Raw genomic sequence first — 22,689 nt, 5'->3', positions numbered from 1 at the left:
GCGCTGCATGAGCATGCCCTTCTGGCGCGAGGACCTCTAAGTCTTTTCGTTTCCGGTGCGGTCTCCCTACAACCGCACCGGTTTCGCCCGTCAAACGGGTAGCATTACGTAAGTAATTAAGGAATTCATTTCTTCGAAAGGAAACGAACCATGGGTGTTAACCTCTCCGGCCGTAGCTTCCTCAAGCTTCTCGACCTCACCACCGAGGAGATCGAGTACCTGCTCAAGCTCTCCAAGAACTTCAAGGATATGAAGCGCGCTGGCGTTCCGCACCGCTATCTCGAGGGCAAGAACATCGTCCTGCTCTTCCAGAAGACCTCCACTCGTACCCGCTGCGCCTTCGAGGTCGGCGGCATGGATCTGGGCATGGGCGTCACCTATCTCGATCCCGGTTCGTCCCAGATGGGCAAGAAGGAGTCCATCGAGGACACCGCCCGCGTTCTCGGCCGCATGTATGACGGCATCGAGTTCCGTGGCTTTGCCCAGGACGACGTCGAGGAGCTCGCCGCTAAGTCCGGCGTGCCCGTGTGGAACGGCCTGACCACTGAGTGGCACCCCACTCAGATGCTCGCCGACATCCTGACCGTCCAGGAGAACTTCAACTACGACATCAAGGGCAAGACCCTCGTCTTCATGGGTGACTGCAAGAACAACGTCGCTCGCTCCCTCATGGTTGTCTGCTCCAAGCTCGGCATGAACTTCGTGGCCTGCGGCCCCGAGGAGTGCATGCCCGCTGACGACGTCATCGAGGCCTGCAAGCCCATCGCCGAGGCCAACGGCTGCACCATCAAGCTGACCACCGACGTCAAGGACGGCGTCACCGGTGCCGACGTCATCTACACCGACGTGTGGGTCTCCATGGGCGAGCCCGACGAGGTCTGGGCCGAGCGCATCGCTCAGCTCACCCCGTATCGTGTCACCTCCGAGGTCATGGCTATGGCCAACCCGGGTGCCATCTTCCTGCACTGCCTGCCCAGCTTCCACGACACCAACACTACGATTGGCGCCGAGAAGTGCGAGCAGTTCGGCATCACCGAGCAGGAGGTCACCGACGAGGTCTTCGAGAGCCCCGCTTCCAAGGTCTTCGACGAGGCTGAGAACCGCATGCACACCATCAAGGCTGTCATGTACGCTACGCTCAAGTAAGAGCATCTAGCATCTCGCTCGGGGTGCATTGCTGCGCACCCCGAGCGCTTTTGTCTGGTAAAAATCTCGCACCGAGCGACATGCACGGCACGGAAGAGCCGCTTTGGGCGAGATCAGTAAATGATTTATGAAGGGGGGATGAGAACTATGACTGAGACCGCTAAGAAAAAGCGCGGTATGCCTTCATCGTTCACCATTCTTCTTGCTCTGCTGGCAATTGTCGCGGTTGTTACCGTTATCGTCTCCGGTACGTCCGGCGGCGCGGTTACCGCTGCCCGCCTGAGCGATTTCTGCACCGCCCCGGTCAAGGGCTTCGCTGACGCTCTGCCCGTCTGCCTCTTCGTTATGATCCTCGGCGGCTTCCTCGGCATGATGACCGAGACCGGCGCCCTGGACAACGGCATTGCCGTTCTGGTGCAGAAGCTTAAGGGCAACGAGATCATGCTCATTCCCGTGCTGATGCTCATCTTCTCCCTCGGTGGTACCACCTATGGTATGTGCGAGGAGACCGTTCCCTTCTACGCCCTGCTCGCCGCTACCATGATGGCTGCTGGCTTCGACCCCATGGTCGGCGCTGCTACCGTCCTGCTCGGCGCTGGCTGCGGCTGCCTGGGCTCCACGGTTAACCCGTTCGCCGTCGGCGCTGCCGTCGACGCTCTGACCGGCGTTGGCATTGAGGTCAACCAGTCCATCATCATCGGCCTCGGTGCCGTCCTGTGGATTGTTACCACTGCCATGTCCATCGTCTTCGTCATGAGCTATGCCAAGAAGGTCAAGGCTGACAAGGGTTCCACCATCCTTTCGATGCAGGAGCTCAAGGACGCCGAAGAGGCTCACGGCAAGGCTGCTTCCGAGGTTAACAAGGAGGTCAAGCTCACCGGTCGTCAGAAGGGTGTTCTGATCGCCTTTGCCTTCACCTTCGTCGTCATGATCGTCGGCTTCATCCCGCTGGCCGACCTCAACGAGGGCGTCGCCAACTTCTTCGATGCTGGCGCTGTCTATGACGCCGACGGTAACGCCATCGTTCAGGGCTGGTCTGCCCTGATCACCGGCCTGCCCATTGGCCAGTGGTACTTCGACGAGGCTTCCACTTGGTTCTTCCTCATGGCTATCCTGATCGGTATCATTGGTGGCCTGTCCGAGAAGCAGATCGTCAACACCTTCATCACCGGCGCTGCCGACATGATGTCCGTTGTCCTCGTCATCGCTCTCGCCCGTGGTATCTCCGTCCTCATGGCTAGCACCGGCCTCGACGTCTACGTCCTTGACGCTGCCGCCAATGCTCTGGCTGGCCTGTCCGGCGTGATCTTCGCTCCCATGAGCTTCCTGGTCTACTTTGGCCTGTCCTTCCTGATCCCCTCGACCTCCGGTATGGCCACCGTTTCCATGCCCATCATGGGACCGCTGGCTGTTAAGCTCGGCTTCTCGCCCGAGGTCATGGTCATGATCTTCTCCGCCGCCATCGGCGTCGTGAACCTGTTCACCCCGACCTCCGGCGCCATCATGGGCGGTCTTGCCCTGGCCAAGATCGAGTGGACGACCTGGCTCAAGTTTGCTCTTAAGCTCATCGTCGCTCTCTCCGTCGTCTGCGCCGTCATCCTGACCATCGCTTGCGTGATGCTCTAAGTACCCCTTGGGTACCCCACGGAAACCATGACGATCCTGTAAAGGATCACCTGGTCATCGTCTGTCCGGTGGGGTAACCCCACCGGTAGACTCCTACCTTTAGCCTCCTCCCGTTCCGTGCGCGGGGGGAGGCGCACTTATGTTGCGCGGCTCTACGAACCGCGCAACCAGTCGACGCTGCGCGCCGTCCAGAACGACAATTTGTCATTCAAAAGGCAAGGCATGACCAAAAGGTCTATGCCTTGCCTTTTTCATGCCAACTTGTTCGTTCTAGGCGGCGCTCGCTGACGTTGCATCTTCCTGCGACGTTTCTATTGTTGGTGCAAGGTGGTGCCGTCCCAAATAGACTACCCGGGTTCCTTACGGTTGCGTGGTGGCGTGTTTGGTTGGTGCCCGTTGTTGGCCTGGCCTTTGGGAAGGGCAGGCTTCGCTATAATCGCGTAGGAACTTAATTGGGAAACGGGACGGGAGCCATACATGCGCCAGGGTTTCGACAATGCGAAGTATATCGAGCTGCAGGCTGCTCATATTAAGGAGCGCATCTCGCAGTTTGGCGGCAAGCTGTATTTGGAGTTTGGCGGCAAGCTGTTCGATGACTATCATGCCAGCCGCGTGCTGCCGGGCTTTGAGCCGGACAGCAAGTTTCGCATGCTCAAGAGCATCGCCGATGACGTCGAGGTCATCATTGCAATCAATGCGAACCATATCGAGAAGAACAAGGCCCGTGGCGACTTGGGTATTACCTATGATGAAGACGTCCTGCGCCTGGTCGATCTGTTCCGAGGGAATGGATTTGCCGTTGCCGCCGTGGTAATCACGCAGTATGCCGGCCAGCCCGCTGCCGATGTCTTCCGCAATCGTCTGAACGCGCTCGGTATTCCCGCCAAGCTGCATTATCCCATCGAGGGCTATCCGCACGATGTCGATCTGATTGTTTCTGACGAAGGCTACGGCAAGAACGAGTTTGTCGAGACCACGCGTCCGCTCGTTGTCGTGACGGCACCCGGCCCTGGCTCGGGCAAGCTTGCCACCTGCCTGTCGCAGCTGTATCACGAGCATGAGCACGGTACCGCCGCTGGCTATGCCAAGTTCGAGACCTTCCCGGTCTGGAATCTTCCTCTGACGCATCCGGTCAATATCGCCTACGAGGCCGCCACGGCAGACCTTGACGATGCCAACATCATCGATTCGTTCCATCTTGAGGCTTACAACAAGACCACGGTCAATTACAACCGTGATGTTGAGGCATTCCCGGTTGTTCGCGCCCTTATGGAAAAGATTCTGGGCGAGAGCCCCTATCAGAGCCCTACGGACATGGGCGTCAACATGGTTGGCTTTGCCATTACCGACGACGATGCCTGCCGTGATGCCTCCAAGATGGAGATCGTGCGCCGCTATTTTGCCGCGGTTGAAAGCGTGCGCCGTACCGGCGTGGGCGACGAACAGGTCGATCGTCTCAAACTCATCATGAAAAAGGCCGGCATCGATAAAAACTATTCGCCGGCGCGCTCGGCTGCCCTCACCAGAGAGCAACTGACGGGCGGTCCCGTGGGCGCCATGGTCATGCCGGACGGTTCTGTTGTGACCGGTAAGACCTCAACGCGCCTGGGTGCCGCGAGCTCGCTGATCATGAACGCCCTCAAGCATGTCTCGGGCGTGGACCTAGAGCTCGAAGTCATCAGCGACGAGGCGATCGAGCCCATCAGCAAGCTCAAGACGCATTTCCTGGGTAGCAAAAACCCTCGCCTCCATACCGACGAGACGCTCATGGCGTTGTCGATCACCTCGGCTACGAGTGAGACTGCCGCCCGTGTCCTTTCGGGCCTGGAGCAGCTCCGCGGCTGCGACGCCTTCTTTAGCGTTATCATCTCGCCGACTGATGAGACGGTGCTGCGCAAGCTGGGCATCAATGTGTGCTGCGAGCCTAAATTCGAGCGTCGTGGATTCTTTCACCGCTAAAACGAGACGATTGGTCTGATTAGGCCGCATGGGGTATATGCCCTATGCGGCTTAATTAATCAACATTGCCTTTGTTTGGGTTAAAAATAGCCCGTTTACCTGCCTATAAGTGATTTGAGCGGTATACAATAACGCTGATGTAACATCCTTTGCGGGATACGCCGGTCGCGCACGGCGCGTTAAATGCTCGTGCTCGGTTTGAGGAGGCTGCTATGGCGGGCAAGGGTCGTGCGAGTGTCAACGATATGAAGCGTGTCGAGGTGCTGGTGTTGATGGAGATCGACCGGCAAACCGAAGACAATGGCGGGCCGTATGGTTTCTCGCGCAAAACGCTTGCCGAGTGCGTGGGGGTTTCGCCGTATCGTGCCCGCGCCGCAATCGATCGCTTGGATTCCGAAGGCATGATTGATGTCGTCTCGCGTTATAGCGATGACGGCGGTCAGCTTGCAAATGGCATTTGCCTCACCGAACGTGGCGAGTGGTATCTTGAGGGCGTCCGTACCGGTATGCTCGTTCAAGAAATGCTTGAGGACGAGGTTGCTGATCGATAGCAGCATGTAACCCTTGCCATAGCGACGCTGCCTGGGACACCGGGCGGCGTTTTGTTTCAAGACTGAGAAATGCAATCGCACGCGAGAAAAATTGCGAACGGTCCGCGGCGCGAGTATTACAATGAAGACCCGTAAGATGTGGATAAACAACTTCTACGGGAAGTGCAGGTAACTCAATATGACCAAGCATGTGTTCGTAACCGGTGGTGTGGTTTCGTCCCTGGGCAAGGGTATTACCGCGGCCTCGCTGGGCCGTCTGCTCAAGTCGCGTGGCTACAAAGTAACGATGCAAAAGGCCGACCCGTATCTGAACGTCGACCCCGGTACCATGAGCCCCTTCCAGCATGGTGAGGTCTTCGTTACCGAGGACGGTTACGAGTCCGACCTGGACCTGGGTCATTACGAGCGCTTTATTGATGAGAACCTGACCCGCGATTCCAACTTTACGACCGGTGCCATCTACAAAAGCCTAATCGCCCGCGAGCGTCGCGGCGACTTTTTGGGCGGTACCGTGCAGGTGATTCCTCACGTCACCAATGCCATTAAGGACAAGTTTCGCCGCATCGAGGAGCAGACCGGCTCCGATGTAGTCATCACCGAGCTGGGCGGCACGATCGGCGACATCGAGTCCCAACCGTTTGTCGAGGCCATCCGTCAGTACCGCAAGGAGGCCGGCCCCGAGAACGTCTGCTACATCCACGTGTCGCTCGTTCCCTATATTGCCGCCGCCCACGAGGTCAAGACCAAGCCCACACAGCACTCCGTCAAAGAGCTCCGCAGCTTTGGTATCCAGCCCGACATCATCGTGCTACGCTCCGATCACCATATTGACGATGCCATCCGCGGCAAGATCGCGAGTTTCTGTGACGTCGACACCGACTGCGTCTTTACCAACGAGGACTGCGCGAGCATTTACGATGTTCCGCAGCTGCTCGCCGAGCAGGACTTTGACCTGCGCATTTGCGAGCGCCTGGGTCTGGATCCGCGTGAGCGCGACATGAGCGAGTGGAACGAGTTCCTGCGCAAACAGAATCACGCCAACCATCACGCCGACAAGGTGAAGATCGCCGTCGTGGGTAAGTACACGCAGCTGCCCGATGCGTACCTGTCGGTTATCGAGGCCCTGCACCATGCGGGCGTCTTCTACGATCGCCATGTGGACGTCCAGCTGGTCGACGGCGAGAGCCTCGACGAGCAGAATGTCTCCGAGGTTTTGGGCGACGCCTCGGGCATCCTGGTCCCCGGCGGCTTTGGCAAGCGCGCCCTGGAGGGCAAGATCCTCGCGGCCGAGTTTGCCCGTGAGCACAAGATTCCGTATCTGGGCATTTGCCTGGGTATGCAGGTGGCCGTGTGCGAGTTCGCCCGCAACGTCGTCGGCCTTGCCGGCGCCAGCTCCTCTGAGTTCGATCCGGACGGCCCGTTTAGCGTCATCGATCTGATGAGCTCGCAGGAGGACGTGACCGAGAAGGGCGGCACCATGCGCCTGGGCGCCTATCCGTGCAAGCTCGCCGCCGATACCCTTGCTCGCGAGGCATATGGCGAGGAACTCGTCTACGAGCGTCACCGTCACCGCTTTGAGTTCAACAACGCCTTCCGCGACCAGCTCGAGGACGCCGGCTTGGTTATCTCTGGCCTCTCGCCCGACGAGCGCTTGGTCGAGATGGTCGAGCTGCCGCGCGATGTGCATCCGTGGTATGTGGCAACCCAGGCTCACCCCGAGTTCAAGAGCCGTCCGACCAACCCGCAGCCGCTGTTCCGAGAGTTCGTGCGTGCCTCGATCGGTCGGCACGAGGGTGTCGATCGCCTGCAGGTGACGCCCATGAACCTCGCTACGGACTAAGGGTGCCGGCGAACAAAGAACATACCGGAGCTACTCCCTCGTCGCTCGCCGTGGCGGCGGGGGAGTATCTCGATTACCTCGCGGTCGAGCGGGGTTTGGCGCGCAACACGATTGCGGCCTATCGTCGTGACCTGACGACGTACTGCGCCTATCTGGAGCGGGCGGGTATTGTGTCTTTTGAAGAGGTGACCCGTCAGGTCGTGGAGGGCTTTGTCGCCGACCGTCGCGATGGGGGCTATTCCGATGCCTCGGTGGAGCGTGCGCTTGCGGCAGTGAAGGGCCTGCATGCCTTTTTGGTGCGCGATGGGGCTGTGGCCCAAAATCCAACGGCGGCGTTGCGCCTGCCTAAAAAGGCTGAGCGTTTGCCGGAGTATCTATCGGTGGAGGATGTCTCGGCGCTGCTCGATCAAGACTTCCCCGAGGGCGAGATGGGCTTGCGCGACCATGCCATCTTGGAAGTGCTCTACGGATGCGGTTTGCGTGTGAGCGAGTTGGTGGGGCTCGATGTGGGCGATATCCATATCGACGATGGCTTTGTGCTCGTTCGCGGTAAGGGCTCAAAGGAACGCCTGTCCCCGCTGGTGGGAAGCGCGGCGCGAGCTCTGACGCTCTATGTAACTGAGGGGCGTTCTCGCTTGGCGGCCCATGCCCGCGGAACCGAGACCTCGGCGGTCTTTTTAAATAAGAACGGCCGCCGTCTGTCGCGCCAGGGCATCCATGCCATCTGTGAGCGCTATGGGCGCCAGGTGGGGCTGGTGGGGCTCCATCCCCATACGCTGCGTCACTCCTTTGCCACCCATATGCTTGCTGGCGGCGCAGACCTCCGTGTGCTACAGGAGATCTTGGGACATGCCGATATATCGACCACGCAGGTCTACACGCATGTCGATCGTACGCAACTGACCGAGGTCTATCTGGCGGCGCATCCGCTGGCGCATCGTTAGCACATCGCTGACCTGCAAATTAATAGGTGTTTGGGAACGGGCCCCAGATTGCCGCGGCGTGCTTTTGCGCGTGCATGGGCAATCTGGGGCCCGTTCTATTTTTCGCCACATGTCGTCGCGGTGGTGGGCCGCACGTGCCTTGGGTGGGGGAGTTTGGGGGCGATGTGAACGGCATGTAAAGGGACGCAAAAATCGCCTCAAGGTCAACTTGAAGGTTGAGGATGAACGGCGGGGTGCCACAGGTGGCATCCCGCCGTTGCTGTAAACACAACATATTGTGTTTTCGAACATATGATTGGGGGTGTTTTGCAATATATGGTGGGTGGAGTGGTGGGGCGGAGTGGGGGAAGAGGTGGGGAAAGGTGTTGAAAAATGGGGCGGTTCCCCATATTATTAATGACGTCGACAGGCGGGGTGGTTCCCCGCGTACGTGCCATCTGAGTAACCGAGGGGAGGGCGCACATGGGAATGACTGGCGCATACGAGCGCAATCTCGATGCAAAAGGCCGTCTGTCCCTGCCTGCACCCCTTCGCGAGGAGCTTGGAGAGCACGTTCGCGTGTTCAAAGCCCTGGATGTCGATGCTCTGTACGTGTTCTCTGCCGAGGCCTTCGATAAGTGGGTCGAAGGACTCTTCGCGGGTCGTGAGGGCCACGAGGGTTTTAACCCGCGCGACATCAACGACCAGAAGCTCATGAGGGCGATCAACAAGCGCACCACGTCGATGGACGTGGACAGCGCCGGTCGTATCGGTCTTTCCGAGTCTCTCCGCAAGCAGGCGAACCTCGACCGCGAGGTCACGGTTGTGGGCAACTACGACCACCTTGAGGTTTGGGATCGCGCCGCGGCCGATGAGGACGATGACGACGAGGCCCTGCTGGACCTCTTCTTCTCGTAAGGGCAAGGCACGGGTAACGGATGGAGCGTGGGATCTTGACACAAGAATATCGGCATGAACCTGTCATGCTCGGCGAAGTGCTTGAGTCGCTGCGGCTAAAGAGCGGCTCCGTTGTCTGCGATTGCACCCTTGGCGGTGCCGGCCATTCGGTAAAGATGGCTGCGCAGGTGGGGGAGACGGGCCTTTTGCTCGGCGTCGATCAGGACGACATGGCCCTCGAGGCCGCTGGCGCCCGTCTGGACCGCGAGGTTCCCGGCGTTCCGCACCAGCTGCTGAAGGGCAACTTCGGTGACTTGGACGAGCTGCTTTGCTCGGCCGAGGTGCCCGGGGTCGATGGCTTCCTGTTCGATTTGGGCGTTTCGTCACCGCAACTCGATATCCCTGGCAGGGGCTTTTCGTATAACGAGGACGCCCCATTGGACATGCGGATGGATCCGGGTAATAACACCTTAAACGCAGCTGAGGTCATCAACACCTATAACGAACACGACCTCGCCCGGATTCTACGCGTCTACGGCGAAGAGAAGTTCGCCTCGCAGATCGCGCGCGAGATCGTGCGCCGCCGCGAGCAAGAACCGATCGAAACCACCGGCCAATTTGTCGAGATCATCAAGGCGGGTATCCCGGCTGCCGCTCGTCGGCATGGCGGACACCCGGCCAAGAAAAGTTTCCAGGCCATTCGCATCGAGGTCAATCACGAACTCGATGTGCTCGAACGAGGGCTTGATGCCGCCACCAGGTGGCTCAACCCGGGCGGACGTATCTGCGTCATCTCGTATCACTCGCTCGAGGACCGTATCGTAAAGAACCACTTTAAGGAGATGAGCCAGGGGTGCACGTGTCCGCCGGAGATTCCGGTGTGCGTGTGCGGCAACGTGCCGATACTCAAGGTCATCACCCGCAAACCCTTGGTTGCCCAGCCTGATGAGGTTGAGCGCAACCCTCGGGCGAGATCAGCCAAAATCCGCGTGGCGCAGCGTCTGTAGGCGCGACCGCGCGATATTGGACCTCCCGCTCGCACCATAAACGAAGCTTAAACACACTACCAACGTACTCGGGATGGGAGGCGGCATATCATGGGCTACAACACTTCAAGCGCAGCACTTGCCTATGATATGAACGCCATGCCCGCCTATCGTGAGACACCGCGGGCCCCCGTTGCTCCCCGTGAGCAGCGCACGCCGCGCTTTGATGTCTACACGGGCGCGGGCCGTCAGGCAAACCAGGCGGTAAGCCCGGTTTTCATGAGCGTTCTTAAAACGTTTTGCATCATTGCGGCTATCTTCATGACGATCGGCGTCGCCCGCGTGGCGCTCGCCGGCGTTACGGCCCAGGTGCTCAACAGCAACGCCGAGCTAACCAACACGCTCGAAAAGGCGACCGACGAGAGCTCCGACCTGGAGGTCATGCATTCGGTCTATGGCGCCGACACGCGCATTCGCGACCTTGCGGGCGCTTATGGCATGGTGGAGCCCAGCGAGAGCGTTACACTTGACTTTTCGCAGGATGCAGCCGCGGGCGCCAACGCGACCGCGACCGCTCAGTAGCAAGACGGTAGCTGAGTATGACAAATGACTATCGCCGCGGTTCCGATGGGGGCCGCGGTTCTGGACGTCCCTCGTCGCGGGGACGTTCTGGTTATCAAGGAACGGGTCGGCAATCTTACAACGCCGGGCGGTCCCGTGGCAACGACCCGGCGTCGCGACTTCGCGGCTCGGGCGGCCCTCAAGTGCATAACACCAGGTCGCGCAAGAGTTCGTCGACCGAATGGCTCACAGGCACGCCGCTGCCTCGCCGCAAAGCCGTCATGGGATTCATTGGGCTTGGCTTGGGCTTGGGCGTCTTTCGCCTTGCCGACTATCAAATTGTCGAAGCCGATAAACTGCGCGAGCGTGCCGATGCGCGGCGCCTGCTTGCGCAGACCCTCTATGCCAAACGTGGCACCATCTACGACCGCAACGGTAACGTGCTGGCGTCGTCGGTCGAATGTCGCAACATCGCCGTGAACCCGCAGCTTGTCGAGGATGTTGACAAGACGGTGTCGGCGCTGGTCAAGGCAACTGGAATCGATAAAAAGACCTGCCGTAAGCTCGTCGAGTCCGATGGAACCTGGGTGTATATCAAGCGCCAGGTGGACGAAGACGATGCTGCGGCGCTGGAGAAGAAGAGCCTGCCCGGCGTGCTTTTTGAGCAGGCCATGAAGCGCGTATATCCATACGGCAATCTGGCATCGCAGGTGCTGGGTGTAGTGAATGTAGACAACGACGGCTTGACGGGTCTCGAAAAGCAATACAACAAGCTTCTGACCGGCACGAACGGTTCTCTCGTACGCGAGCGCGCGAGGGACGGCAGCTATATCGCGGGCGGTGCCTATAAAAAGGTGGCTGCGGTCGACGGCGTTGATATCGTGACGACGCTCGATGTCAATATCCAGCGTACGGCTGAGGACGCTCTGGCAGAGGCTGTCGAGAAGACAAAGGCCAAGAACGGCTCGGCTTTGGTCACCGACCCCACGACCGGAGAAATTCTCGCCGCCTGCTCGTATCCGACCTACGACCAGACCGATTTGGAAAACGCCAAGACCGAGGATATGAACCTGCGCCTGGTAACCGACGCCTACGAGCCCGGCTCGGTCTTTAAGACACTCGTGGCGGGCGCCGGCTTCGACTTGGGCGTAGTGCGATCGAGTACGTCGTTTGAGGCGCCGGCGAGTATCAAGGTGGGCGACGATACCGTCACCGATGCCGACAAGCGTGACTATGCCATGACCATGGATGTGCGCGAGATGATGCGCCGTTCGTCCAACGTGGGCTTTGTCCTGGTGGGGCGCAAAATCGGTGCCGACGACTTTGCCGCCTATGTGGACAAGTGGGGCATCGGTCACAGCTCGGGTGTCGATTTTCCGGGCGAGAGCCTGGGCATCGTCAAGGAGCGTGACCAGTATGACGGCGCCACGCTGGGCTCGATGAGCTTTGGGCAGGCGCTGTCTGTCTCGCCGATTGAGATCGCACGTGCCGTGGGCGGAATCGCCAACGGCGGCGTGATGATGACCCCGCACTTCTATAAGTCCAGCAAAGGCAACGAGAAGGACTGGGGCGAAGGCGAGCGCGCGATTTCGGAGGACGCCGCATCGCAGGTGACATCGTGCATGCAGACGGTCGTGTCCGAGGGAACGGGCGTTGGCGGCGCGGTTGACGGCTATGACGTGGCGGGTAAGACCGGTACGGCCGAACGTGCCGACGAGAACGGCGGCTACCTCAAGGAGAACTACATGTCGTCCTTTATGGGCTTTGCGCCGGCGCAATCGCCCAAGGTGCTGTGCTATATCACGCTCGACGGAACGCCGAGCGGCTCAGATGCCGCTGCGGTGCCGTTCCAGTCCATTATGGCCAACGCGCTCGACGTGCTGGGTATCCCGCGCACGAAGTAGGGGGTTACAATCTTTGGGGCGTGATTTGTTGTCCCATATGAGGGGTGTTCACATGCCCTGCACCACGCATGCGTTGCGCTGGGATACAATACGCCGATAGCATTATTAGGTTTACAGGGGAGCTGCAATGATAGAGATCGCCGTCAACAACCTCGCGGCCGCAACAGGGGCCCGAACCGTGACGGGAGAAGTCGATCGGGTATGCCGCGGGTGCGTTATCGACTCGCGCCAGGTCGAGGAAGGGACGATTTTCGTCGCCTTTCCCGGTGAAAACGTCGACGGCAATGATTTTGCTTCCCGTGCCGTCCAGTCGGGTGCCGGCGCCGTCGTGATGACGCGCGAGCCCGAGGCCGAGCTGGTCTCGCTGGCGCAGGACAAGGGCTGTGCCATCCTGCTGACCGATGATCCCGAGGAGTTTCTGCTGCGTTTGGCGCACGCGTACCGCCTGGAGCTTGGCTGCCTGGTCGTTGGTATTACCGGTTCCATCGGCAAGACGACGACCAAGGACGTGCTCGCCGCTGTGCTCGCCAAGCGCTATCGTGTCTGGGCCACCAAGGGCAATTTCAATAACCTGATCGGCATGCCGCTCACGGTGCTTTCCGCCCCGGCCGATACCGAGGTCCTGGTGCTCGAGATGGGCATGAACCATTTCCACGAGATCGAGCGCCTGTCCCAGTCCGCCAATCCCAACCTTGCCATTGTGAGCAAGATCGGTACCTCTCATATCGGTATTTTGGGCAGCCGCGAGAACATCGCCCGCGCTAAGGCCGAGATTGTCCAGGGCATGTGCGCCGCCGGCGACTATTTGCCGCTGCTGGTTTTGGGCGGCGAGGACGACTTTACGCCGTTCATTCGCGATACGTTCGCCCAGCCCGCTGGTATCGACGTGATGCTGGCCGGCGTCTCGGACGATGATGAGATCCGTGCCCGCGACATTCGTGTTGATGACGAGGGCCGTCCGGTCTTTACGCTCGATTTTGGCCAGGGCGAGACGATCGATACCATGCTTGCCATCCCCGGCGTGCAGTCCGTTCCTAATGCCGTTAAGGCCGCCGCGGTTGCCTATCGCCTGGGTGTGACGTCCGAGCAGATCGATGCTGCCTTTAGGGGCCTCGCAATCACCGGGCACCGCCAGGAGATCAAGCGCGCCAAGAGCGGTGCACGCATCATCGATGACTCCTATAACGCTAGCGCCGAATCGATGGCTGCCGGTCTCGATCTACTGTGCTCGCTTTCGTGCACGGGGTCTCGCATGGCGATCCTGGGCGAGATGGGCGAGATGGGCGATGAGGCTCCTCGCATGCATGAGCTCGTGGGCGCCTATGCCGCCGCCAAAAAGCTCGACATGCTGGCGTGCGTGGGTGGTGAGCTGGCCCAGCTTATGGCCGATGCCGCGCGCATGATGGGCATGGACGAGGACCGCATCCAGGTGTTCTCCGATTATCAGCAGGTGCTCGACCGCATGGGCGGCGCGCTTGAAAAACATGATGTTGTACTGGTCAAGGGTTCCCGCTTTGTTGAGCTCGACCGCTTTGTGGAAGGTGTGTGCTAGCCCATGTTCGGCAATCCCTCGTATCCAACGTATCAGGCCTTTTTGGGGCTTGGCATCGCCGCCGCCGTTGCGCTGCTGCTCATGCCGTGGTGGATCAAGCTGCTCAAGGTCGAGGGTATCGGCCAGCAGGTTCGTGCCGACGGCCCCAAGCGTCATTTGGTTAAGCAGGGAACGCCCACCATGGGTGGCGTTGTCATCCTCGTCGCGATCTCGCTGACCTGCCTGCTGATGGGCAAGCTCACCACCGAGCTCGTGCTCGTGCTCCTCGCCACGCTGGCGACCGGCGTGCTGGGCCTGATCGACGACCTGACCTCCGTTACGCATGGGCGCTCGCTCGGTCTGACGCCCCATGCCAAGATGATCGGCCTAACCATTATCTGTGTCGCCTTTACGGTACTTGCCGTCAACTGGTGCGGCGTCGCCCCTGAGATTCGTTTTCCCGGTGGGTTGACGATCGACCTTTGCGTACTTTCGACTACCATCTGCGGCTATTCGTTCCCGTGGCTCTATATTGTCTTTTGCTGGCTGATGATTGCCGGTCTTTCTAATGCCGTGAACCTGACCGATGGCCTTGACGGTCTTGCTGGCGGCACCTCCATGATTGCCATGCTCGCCATGGCTGCCATGGCATTTTTGCACGGAGACGTGAACCTGTCCATCTTCTGCACCGCGTGTGCCGGTGCCTGCTTGGGCTTTCTGTGGTTCAACTGCTATCCGGCGAGCATCTTTATGGGCGATACCGGCTCGCTTGCCCTAGGCGCCGCGTTTGCCTGCACGTCCATCATGACCAACACCGAGGTCGTCTCCCTCATCATCGGCGGCCTGTTTATCGTTGAGACCCTTTCGGTCATGATTCAGGTTGTCTACTTCCACTTTACGCACAAGCGCGTCTTCCTTATGGCGCCCATCCATCATCATTTCGAAAAGAAGGGCTGGGCCGAGACCAAGGTCGTCATCCGTTTTTGGATTATCGCTGCGGCCTTTGGTGCCGTTGGCCTTGCTCTGTTCTTCCAGTTGGGATAGTGGTCTTTCATGCCTCTTGCTGATGTCTTTAGCCTGCTCGTTTTGGGTCAGGGCAAATCCGGTCTCGATGTCGCCCGCTGGGCGCTGGCGCATCCCGAGCGCGTAAGCGCCGTTACCGTGTATGGCGGCGGCACGTCTGAGCCCAATGACGCCACGCGTGCGCTCGAGGCTGCCGGTGCGTCGTTTGTCTATGGGACCGAACAGGTCGAGGGCGCCTATGACGTATGCGTGACGTGCCCGGGCATCTCGGAGTTCTCGGGCTTCTTTAAGACCGGGCACGAGCATGCCGCCCAGATTATGGGTGAGCCCGAGTTTGCCTATCGCCTGTCGCCCGATAACTGGATTGCCATTACGGGCACCAACGGCAAGACGACCACCACGTCGCTGACTGATTATCTGCTCAAGGCTGCCGGCGAGGCCAGCGTAGCTGTCGGCAACATCGGCGAGCCGCCGGTCAACGAGATTGACGGCCGAGCCCACAACGAGTGGTTTGTGGCTGAGCTCTCGAGCTATCAGATTGCTACGACCACCGAGCTCCACCCTCGCGTGGCGGTGCTGCTCAACATCACTCCAGACCACTTGGGCTGGCATAAGAGCCATAAGAACTACGCGCTTGCCAAGGTCAAACTGTTTGACAATATGGGCGATGACGATCTGGTGGTTGTCGACGTCGAAGACGCCGGCATTCACGAGTTCGATGAGTACATCTACACGCCGGGTCGTCGCATCTGCAAGGTTGCCTTTGACGAGCCTGAGGGCGAGGATGTCGCCTTTGTGCGCGATGGCAAGATGGTCGTGCGCCTGAAGGGCGTCGAGACCCCGCTCATCGCTACATCCGAGCTCAAGATCTCGGGTCATCACAATGTTATCAATGTCCTGTGCGCTGCCACGGCTGCCCTGGCAGTCGGTGCCGATGTCGATGGTGTCTGCCGCGGCCTGGCCTCGTTCCAGCCGCTCGAGCACCGCGTGGAGCCGTGTGGCGAGATTGACGGCGTGCGCTACGTCAACGATTCCAAGGCGACCAACACCGATGCGGTCGAGAAGGCCCTGACGGCATTTCCCGATGACGACGTGATCTTGCTGCTCGGCGGCCACGATAAGGGCACGCCGCTCACGGACTTCGCGCGCGTCGTTATGGATAACGTACGCTCGGTCGTCTGCTTTGGCGATGCACGCGAGCGCTTCACCGCCGCTATGGACGAGGCCGATGTCGATGGCGATGTGGATATCGCCCAGGCGGATGACCTACGCGACGCCGTGGACGTTGCCCGCTCGCTGTCGAGCCGTGGCGACGTGATCTTACTTTCTCCTGCCTGCTCTTCGTTCGATGAGTTCTCGGGCTATGAGGAGCGCGGCCGCGTGTTTAAGGACTATGTTGCCCAGCTTGCCGCTGCGGCGAAATCGCAAATGGAATAGGGGCTGCCGGTGAGAGAGGAGAGCCCCCGACAAGGTATGAGGAGGCCCGACTCGGACCGTGCTTCCTCGTGGCGCAGCAATCCGCGTTCCGGTCGCGGCGGGCAGACGTTTAGCGAACGCTATATTGCCGGCGTTCCCGCCCGTATCATGCGCCCCCGTTTGATATTCATGGCCTGCCTGTTTACCTTGGTGTGCTTTGGCCTGCTGATGGTGTACTCGGCATCTTCGGTCGAGGCGCTGCACGAGAATGGCTCGGCGACGTTTTTTTTGGGTCGACAGGCCGCGTTTACCGCGATCGGTGTTCTAGCGCTGATTGCCATCGTGCGCGTTTTGCCGGACAGCTGGTTTGGGGAGGATGTGCTCAGGATCTTCCTTATCGGCATGATGCTCTTGCTTCTGCTGGTTTTCTTGGTGGGCAGCGGCAGCCGTGGCGCCACGCGCTGGCTCAACATCGCCGGCATTCAGTTCCAGCCTTCCGAGTTTTTAAAGCCATTTGCCATCGCGTATTCGGCCATCATGCTCGACCGCTTCTTTTCGTCCGGTGGCAACATCAACGAATTCCTTCGCAAGATGGGCATCTACCTGGGCATTTCGCTCTTTCTGATCTTTATCCAGCCCGATTTCGGTACCGTCCTGATTATCCTGTTGACCCTCATGTGCATGGCGTTGTTCGCGGGTCTCGACCCCAAATTCATCCTCGGCGTGATAATCTTCGGCATTCTCGTGATCGTGATTGCGCTTGTTGCAGAGCCGTACCGTATGGTGCGTATTCAGGTTGCCTTGAACCCTTGGGCCGACGAGTATGGTGACGGCTATCAGGCCACGCTTGCCATCATGGCCTTTGCCTCGGGCGGCCTGTTCGGCCGTGGCATCGGCAACTCAACCATGAAGTACTCGTATCTGCCCGAGGCGCACAACGACTACATCCTGGCCATCGTTGGCGAGGAGGCCGGTTTTGTCGGAACCGTGCTGTTCTTCTTGGTGTTTGCGATGCTGATCTACTCGGCGTTTCGCATTGCCGAGCAGGCGACCGACCGTCGCGGAGCGCTTATGGCGTCTGGCTCCGCGGTCATCCTTGCGGTGCAGTTTTTGATCAACGCGCTGGGCATTCTCAATGTGTTTCCCATGACGGGCAAACCGCTGCCGTTTATTAGCTACGGCGGCTCGTCGATTATTGTGTCGCTTATGCTCGCCGGGTTGATCCTGCGCGTTTCGTACGAGAGCGCCCGCCGCGATGAACATGACCGCCGCCGTGAGAGCTTTGCCGTTATGGACGAGAGCACCGCCGGCGTTGCCCATGTGCGCGGTGAACGACCTTCGCGTAGCGGCTTTACCGTTCTGGATGGTTCTGCATCCGAGCCGGTAGCCCGTCCACGCCCGCGAACGGCTCCGCAAGGTCGTCCGCAGCGCCCCAGCCCTCGCAACGCGGGCGGCGGATATAATCGAATCGATTTGAACTCGGACCCGTCGGCGCGTCTGCGCACCGACGACCAGGGACCGCGTGTACGAAGGGACTACCATGACCGATAAGATGACCGTTGCTATTGCAGCCGGCGGCACGGCAGGACACATCAACCCTGCGCTCGCCTTGGCCGAAGAGCTGCGTGACCGTGGTCACTACGTTGTGTTCGTGGGCCAGTCGCGCAAGCTCGAGGGTCGTCTGGTCCCCGAGGCCGGGTTTGATTTTGTGCCCATTACGGTCACGGGCTTCGACCGCTCCCGTCCTTGGACGGCGCTGACCTCGCTGTGGCGTGTCAACAAGGCCAAGCGTGCGCTCGCCAGTTATTTCTCAAAGGTCGGCAAGCCCGATGCCGGCATCGGTTTTGGTGCCTATGTCGAGGTTCCGCTGCTGGGGTGGTGCAAGGGCGCGGGCGTTCCGTATCTGCTGCATGAGCAGAACTCTGTTCCGGGCCTGGCCAACAAGATGATGAACTCCCACGCCGCCCGCGTGTGCATCTCGGTGCCGGCAGCGCGCGCGGTCTTTGAGCGCGAAGGCGACCCTGACCATGTGCTCATGACCGGCAACCCCGTACGTCGCTCGGTGATCGAGGGCGATCGCGCTCGCGGCCGCAAGGCACTTGGCGTTCCCGAGGACGCTACGCTGCTGCTCGTCTTTGGCGGTTCACTTGGCGCCCAGCACCTCAACGAGCGCGTGGTTTCGCTCAAAAACGAGCTGCTTTCGCGCAAGAACCTCTATGTGTTGCATTCGACGGGTGCCGACGGCTTTGAGGAGACCGAGCGCGCTTTGGCGCTGACGCCCGAGGAAGCGAAGCGTTACCGCGTCCAGCCTTACATCGACAACATGGGCGATATGCTGGCTTCTGCCGATTTGGCGCTCTCGCGTTCGGGCGCATCGAGCGTGGCCGAGATCGCTGCGCTTGCCGTGCCCTCGGTGCTCGTGCCGTATCCGCATGCGACGGCCGACCACCAAACCACCAATGCCCGTTATCTGGTCGACGCCGGGGCCGGCGTACTTTGCGCCGATGCCGATATCGACGGTTCTGCCTTTGCCGATGAGCTGCTGCACCTGGTCGATGATGCGTCGGCGCGCGACGCCATGCGTCAGGCGGCGCGTGGTCTGGCTCAGGATAGGGCCGCCGCTCTTCTGGCGGATGCGGTAGAGGGTTTGCGTTAGTTAGACGGGATATCGTCGGTCGCCCTCGCGCTGATGCGGTAGGTGCGGTACAGTTAACGGGTTACAGGCAGTGTTTACGCAAGGAGTACACGAGCACATGGCTGATTCCCAGACTGCAACCTCCGCGCCCAAGTTTAAGAGCGCCCACTTTATCGGTATCGGCGGCGCCGGCATGAGCGGCATCGCCCTCGTTCTGCACGAGCGCGGTTATGCCGTTACCGGCTCTGACCTTAAGACGTCACGTTATATCCGCCAGCTTACCCGCGCTGGCGTGAAGGTGCATGTGGGCCATGAGGCCGCCACGATCGACGAGGTCAAGCCCGACGTGGTTGTTGTCTCCACCGCTATTCCGGAGTCCAACCCTGAACTTGTGCGCGCTCGCGAGCTTGGTATTCCCGTGTGGCCCCGTGCCAAGATGCTCTCTGCTTTGGGCCACGGCTACACCACCGTCGCTGTTGCCGGCACGCATGGCAAGACCACCACGTCTTCGATGTGCGCCACCATGCTCGACCGCATGGGCCTGGATCCGAGCTTCTTGATCGGCGGCATCGTCGAGGGCTATGACACGAACGGCAAGAACGGCTCGGGCGACTACTTTGTCGCCGAGGCCGACGAGTCCGACAGCTCCTTCCTGTTCCTGAACCCCAACGTGGTCATTGTGACCAACGTCGAGGCCGACCACCTCGATCACTACTCGGGTATCGAGGAGATCGAGGCAACTTTCGCCAAATTCATGAGCCTGGTGGGCGAGGACGGCACCGTCATCGTCTGCGGTGAGGATCCGCATCTGGTCGAGCTCGCCAAGTCGACGGGCCGTCACGTGCTTTCCTACGGCTTTGCCGAGAGCAACGATGTCGTCTGCGTGCATCCGGATGTCAAGGGCATCCAGAGTGACTTTATCGTTCGCTTTGAGGACGGCACTGAGCACGCTGTGGAGATCAAGAGCAATCCCGGTCGCCACAACATGCTCAACGCCACGGCGGTGCTCACCGTCGCCCATGTCCTGGGCCTTGACATCGACGCCGCCGCCAAGGCGCTCTCGAGCTTTGAGGGCGTCCGCCGTCGTTTTACCCACGTGGGCGATATCGATGGCATCACCGTGGTCGATGATTACGGCCATCACCCCACTGAGATCAAGGCGACGCTTGCTGCCGCTTCGTCGCTGGGCTACAAGCACGTCGACGTCGTATTCCAGCCGCACCGCTATTCGCGCCTGCAGGCCCTGTGCGACGACTTTGCCGATGCATTTGCCAATGCCGATAAACTGCTGCTGATCGATGTGTTCTCGGCTGGCGAGATGCCCATTCCGGGTGTCACCTCTAAGATGCTCGCCGATACCGTGCGCGCCAAGCATCCTGGCAAGGAGGTCGTGTACTGCTCCAGCCGTCTTGAGCTCAATCAGGAGCTCGAGCAGATGGTGGGCGAGGGCGACCTGCTGCTCACCATGGGTGCCGGTGACGTTACGACCGTCGGTCCCGAGTTCATCGAGTATCTGACTGCCAAGAAAGACGCTTAAGTCAAATGGGTCTGTTTAACGCCGTCATGGCGCTCTCGGGCATGATCGACACGGATGTGATCGAGGACGAGCGCCTTGCGCGTCATACGAGCTATCGTATCGGCGGCAAGGCCGACCTCTTCGTGACGTGCCATAGCTATCATGCCCTCCGCCGCGCCGTGGCGGTGCTCGATCGCGAGCAGGTGCCGTGGGTCATCATCGGCAAGGGCTCCAATCTGCTGGTTGCCGATGGTGGTTATCGCGGTGCCGTCATTTCGCTCGGACGTGAGTTTCAGCGCACGGTTGTTGCCGATGACGGCTGTACGCTGACGGTCGGTGCGGGCGTGATGTTTGCGCGCCTGGTCAACGATGCCCTGTCGCGTAGCCTCTCGGGCCTTGAGTTTGCCGTTGGCATCCCTGGTTCGGTCGGCGGTGCGATATCTATGAATGCCGGCACACGGACCGAGTGGATTGGCTCGCTGGTCGAGGATGTCGTAACGTTTGACCCGGCATCCGGTATCAAGCATTATGCGGGGTCCGAGATCACTTGGGGCTACCGCGAATGTAGCCTTCCCCGCAATGAGATTATCCTCGAGTGCGTGCTCAAGCTTAAACCGGCGCCCAAGGCCGACATTCGCGAGCGCATGGAGCGGTACCTGACGAGGCGCAAGCGTACACAGCCCATGGGTCGCGCATCCTGCGGGTCGGTCTTTCGCAACCCGCCCGATGCGAGTGTGGGCAAGCTTATCGAGGATTGTGGATTAAAGGGTTTTTCGATTGGCGGCGCGGAAGTTTCGCCCGTTCACGCTAATTTTATCGTTAATAACGGAACTGCCTCGGCCGATGACGTTGCCGCGGTTATCAGACATGTGCACGGAAAGGTGAGGGAGGCGTATGGCATCGAGCTCAGACCGGAAGTTAAATTCCTCGGCTTCTAGAGCATCGAAACCCACCTTCCGCCGCGCCGGAGGGCGTTCCGGCGCGCCTGCCAAACCTCAACGCAATACCGTCGCGCACTCTAAGTCTGTCGGGCATGCTCGACAGACCAGTCGTCCGGTCGTCGGCTCGCAGCTCGGTAATCGTCCGGCCGCAAAAAAGTCCTCGCGTCCCTCGGTGACGTCAAAGCCTGTTATGGGCGCCAAGCCTGCCCGTCCCATGGCAGCTCCTAAGCCCTCGACGGGAACTAAAGCGGCGCGTCCGGGTCGCATGCTAGGCGCATCGAAACCGCGCTCGCTGACATCGGTGTCGGCTACCGCCGAGAAGCCTTCGGGTAAAAAAGGCGTCAACCCGTTGTCTTCACTTGGGGCGATGGCAAATAAAACATCAGACGCCGCTTCTGTCGTTGCAGGCAAAGGCAAAATCCTGGGCGGCGTTCTGGCCGTCTTGGCCGTGCTCGTCGTCGTTGCCATCGTGGTGATCAACTCTGGATTGTTTACCGCCACTGATATTCAGATTCAAGGCAGCGAGCATGTGACGAAGCACGATGCTGTCCAGCTGATCGATTTGCCCGAGGGAACGTCGCTTTTTAACGTCGATCCCGACCAGATTACCGAGGACCTCAAGCAGAACCCGTGGGTCTCGGGCGTGGATGTCCAGCGTCAGTTCCCGCATACGCTCATCATTACGCCGATGGAGCGCAAGGTCATCGCAATTGCATATATCAGCTCCGATGACCTTGCCTGGGCCATCGGTGATGATGACACCTGGATCGCCCCGCTGTCGACGTCGGTCGAAGTGGACGACCAGGGCAACGTCATCACGACAGGGCAGGGCTCAAATACCCTGACCGGCATTGATGCCGCACTGGCGCTCGCTAAACACTATGGCGCGGTGTTGCTGACTGATGTCTCGGCGGATGTCGCTCCGGTTTCCGGCCAGGCGGTGAGCTCCAAGGCCGTTAAGGCTGGCTTGGATTATGTGCGTGGTTTTTCGAGCGAGTTCTTGGGACAAGTCAAGGATATTTCCACGCCTTCGGTCGAAGCCATCTCGGCAAACCTCAATAACGGCATTGAGGTGTCGCTGGGCGATTCGGACGATATCGCCAAGAAAGAACGCGTAGTCACTAAGTTGCTTTCGCAGGTAGAGGGCGTAACGTATATCAATGTGCGCTCTCCGGGCAACTACACATTTAGGAACGCTCCGACCTCGTAGCGCTGGTTGATGCTTTGTTGAGGG

Annotated in this window: 18 protein-coding genes; all 18 read left to right on the top strand. The window is 59.9% G+C overall.

Annotation, left to right across the window (positions count from 1 at the left end; genetic code table 11):
- Positions 1-150: 150 nt before the first annotated feature.
- The 18 genes from argF to DW732_RS08700 all read left to right on the top strand — a co-directional run bounded on the left by argF (position 151) and on the right by DW732_RS08700 (position 22,665).
- The gene (gene argF, locus DW732_RS08785; RefSeq protein WP_006234279.1) at positions 151-1,146 is read left to right on the top strand and encodes an ornithine carbamoyltransferase; all 996 of its coding nucleotides are present in this window, start codon (positions 151-153) and stop codon (positions 1,144-1,146) included.
- 138 nt (positions 1,147-1,284) lie between these two features.
- Positions 1,285-2,772: a YfcC family protein gene (locus DW732_RS08780; protein ID WP_369831392.1), complete on the top strand. Its 1,488-nt coding sequence runs from the start codon at positions 1,285-1,287 to the stop codon at positions 2,770-2,772.
- Positions 2,773-3,249: 477 nt separating this feature from the next.
- Complete coding sequence (locus DW732_RS08775) at positions 3,250-4,731, top strand: DUF1846 domain-containing protein (protein ID WP_118099318.1); 1,482 nt, start codon at positions 3,250-3,252, stop codon at positions 4,729-4,731.
- Positions 4,732-4,943: 212 nt separating this feature from the next.
- Positions 4,944-5,282 (top strand): hypothetical protein, encoded by a 339-nt coding sequence (locus DW732_RS08770; RefSeq protein WP_117734940.1) that lies wholly within the window; start codon positions 4,944-4,946, stop codon positions 5,280-5,282.
- 178 nt (positions 5,283-5,460) lie between these two features.
- A complete protein-coding gene (locus tag DW732_RS08765; RefSeq protein ID WP_117734941.1) occupies positions 5,461-7,122 on the top strand; it encodes a CTP synthase in 1,662 nt (553 codons plus the stop codon).
- Positions 7,123-7,124: 2 nt separating this feature from the next.
- Entirely contained in the window at positions 7,125-8,066 is a 942-nt protein-coding gene (gene xerD, locus DW732_RS08760; protein WP_199569027.1) for a site-specific tyrosine recombinase XerD, read from the top strand.
- A 462-nt stretch (positions 8,067-8,528) separates the two neighbouring features.
- Positions 8,529-8,963: a division/cell wall cluster transcriptional repressor MraZ gene (locus DW732_RS08755; protein WP_006234269.1), complete on the top strand. Its 435-nt coding sequence runs from the start codon at positions 8,529-8,531 to the stop codon at positions 8,961-8,963.
- Positions 8,964-8,983: 20 nt separating this feature from the next.
- Positions 8,984-9,949: a 16S rRNA (cytosine(1402)-N(4))-methyltransferase RsmH gene (gene rsmH, locus DW732_RS08750; RefSeq protein WP_006234266.1), complete on the top strand. Its 966-nt coding sequence runs from the start codon at positions 8,984-8,986 to the stop codon at positions 9,947-9,949.
- A 90-nt stretch (positions 9,950-10,039) separates the two neighbouring features.
- Positions 10,040-10,510: a hypothetical protein gene (locus DW732_RS08745; RefSeq protein ID WP_118099317.1), complete on the top strand. Its 471-nt coding sequence runs from the start codon at positions 10,040-10,042 to the stop codon at positions 10,508-10,510.
- A 260-nt stretch (positions 10,511-10,770) separates the two neighbouring features.
- Positions 10,771-12,393, top strand: coding sequence for a penicillin-binding protein 2 (locus DW732_RS08740; protein ID WP_118099316.1), 1,623 nt, complete (start codon positions 10,771-10,773; stop codon positions 12,391-12,393).
- Positions 12,394-12,520: 127 nt separating this feature from the next.
- On the top strand, positions 12,521-13,945 hold the full coding sequence (murF, locus tag DW732_RS08735) for a UDP-N-acetylmuramoyl-tripeptide--D-alanyl-D-alanine ligase (RefSeq protein WP_118099315.1): 1,425 nt from the start codon (positions 12,521-12,523) through the stop codon (positions 13,943-13,945).
- A gap of 3 nt (positions 13,946-13,948) precedes the next feature.
- Positions 13,949-14,968 (top strand): phospho-N-acetylmuramoyl-pentapeptide-transferase, encoded by a 1,020-nt coding sequence (mraY, locus tag DW732_RS08730; RefSeq protein WP_118099314.1) that lies wholly within the window; start codon positions 13,949-13,951, stop codon positions 14,966-14,968.
- A 9-nt stretch (positions 14,969-14,977) separates the two neighbouring features.
- The gene (gene murD, locus DW732_RS08725) at positions 14,978-16,384 is read left to right on the top strand and encodes a UDP-N-acetylmuramoyl-L-alanine--D-glutamate ligase (RefSeq protein WP_118099313.1); all 1,407 of its coding nucleotides are present in this window, start codon (positions 14,978-14,980) and stop codon (positions 16,382-16,384) included.
- Between the two features lie 36 nt (positions 16,385-16,420).
- Entirely contained in the window at positions 16,421-17,914 is a 1,494-nt protein-coding gene (gene ftsW, locus DW732_RS08720; RefSeq protein ID WP_118099312.1) for a putative lipid II flippase FtsW, read from the top strand.
- Entirely contained in the window at positions 17,904-19,019 is a 1,116-nt protein-coding gene (murG, locus tag DW732_RS08715) for an undecaprenyldiphospho-muramoylpentapeptide beta-N-acetylglucosaminyltransferase (RefSeq protein WP_117734948.1), read from the top strand. Before ftsW ends, murG begins: the two co-directional genes overlap by 11 nt.
- A 97-nt stretch (positions 19,020-19,116) precedes the next feature.
- The gene (gene murC / locus DW732_RS08710; protein WP_117734949.1) at positions 19,117-20,535 is read left to right on the top strand and encodes a UDP-N-acetylmuramate--L-alanine ligase; all 1,419 of its coding nucleotides are present in this window, start codon (positions 19,117-19,119) and stop codon (positions 20,533-20,535) included.
- A 5-nt stretch (positions 20,536-20,540) separates the two neighbouring features.
- The gene (gene murB / locus DW732_RS08705) at positions 20,541-21,452 is read left to right on the top strand and encodes a UDP-N-acetylmuramate dehydrogenase (protein ID WP_006234257.1); all 912 of its coding nucleotides are present in this window, start codon (positions 20,541-20,543) and stop codon (positions 21,450-21,452) included.
- A complete protein-coding gene (locus DW732_RS08700) occupies positions 21,409-22,665 on the top strand; it encodes a cell division protein FtsQ/DivIB (protein WP_233539422.1) in 1,257 nt (418 codons plus the stop codon). The genes murB and DW732_RS08700 overlap by 44 nt, the downstream gene beginning before the upstream one ends.
- Positions 22,666-22,689: the final 24 nt, after the last annotated feature.

Origin of the sequence: Collinsella sp. AM28-11LB (assembly GCF_003469895.1) — a bacterium.
Lineage (GTDB): Bacteria > Actinomycetota > Coriobacteriia > Coriobacteriales > Coriobacteriaceae > Collinsella.
The sequence above is the reverse complement of the archived record's forward strand: the minus strand, read 5'-3'. Positions and strand labels throughout refer to the sequence as shown.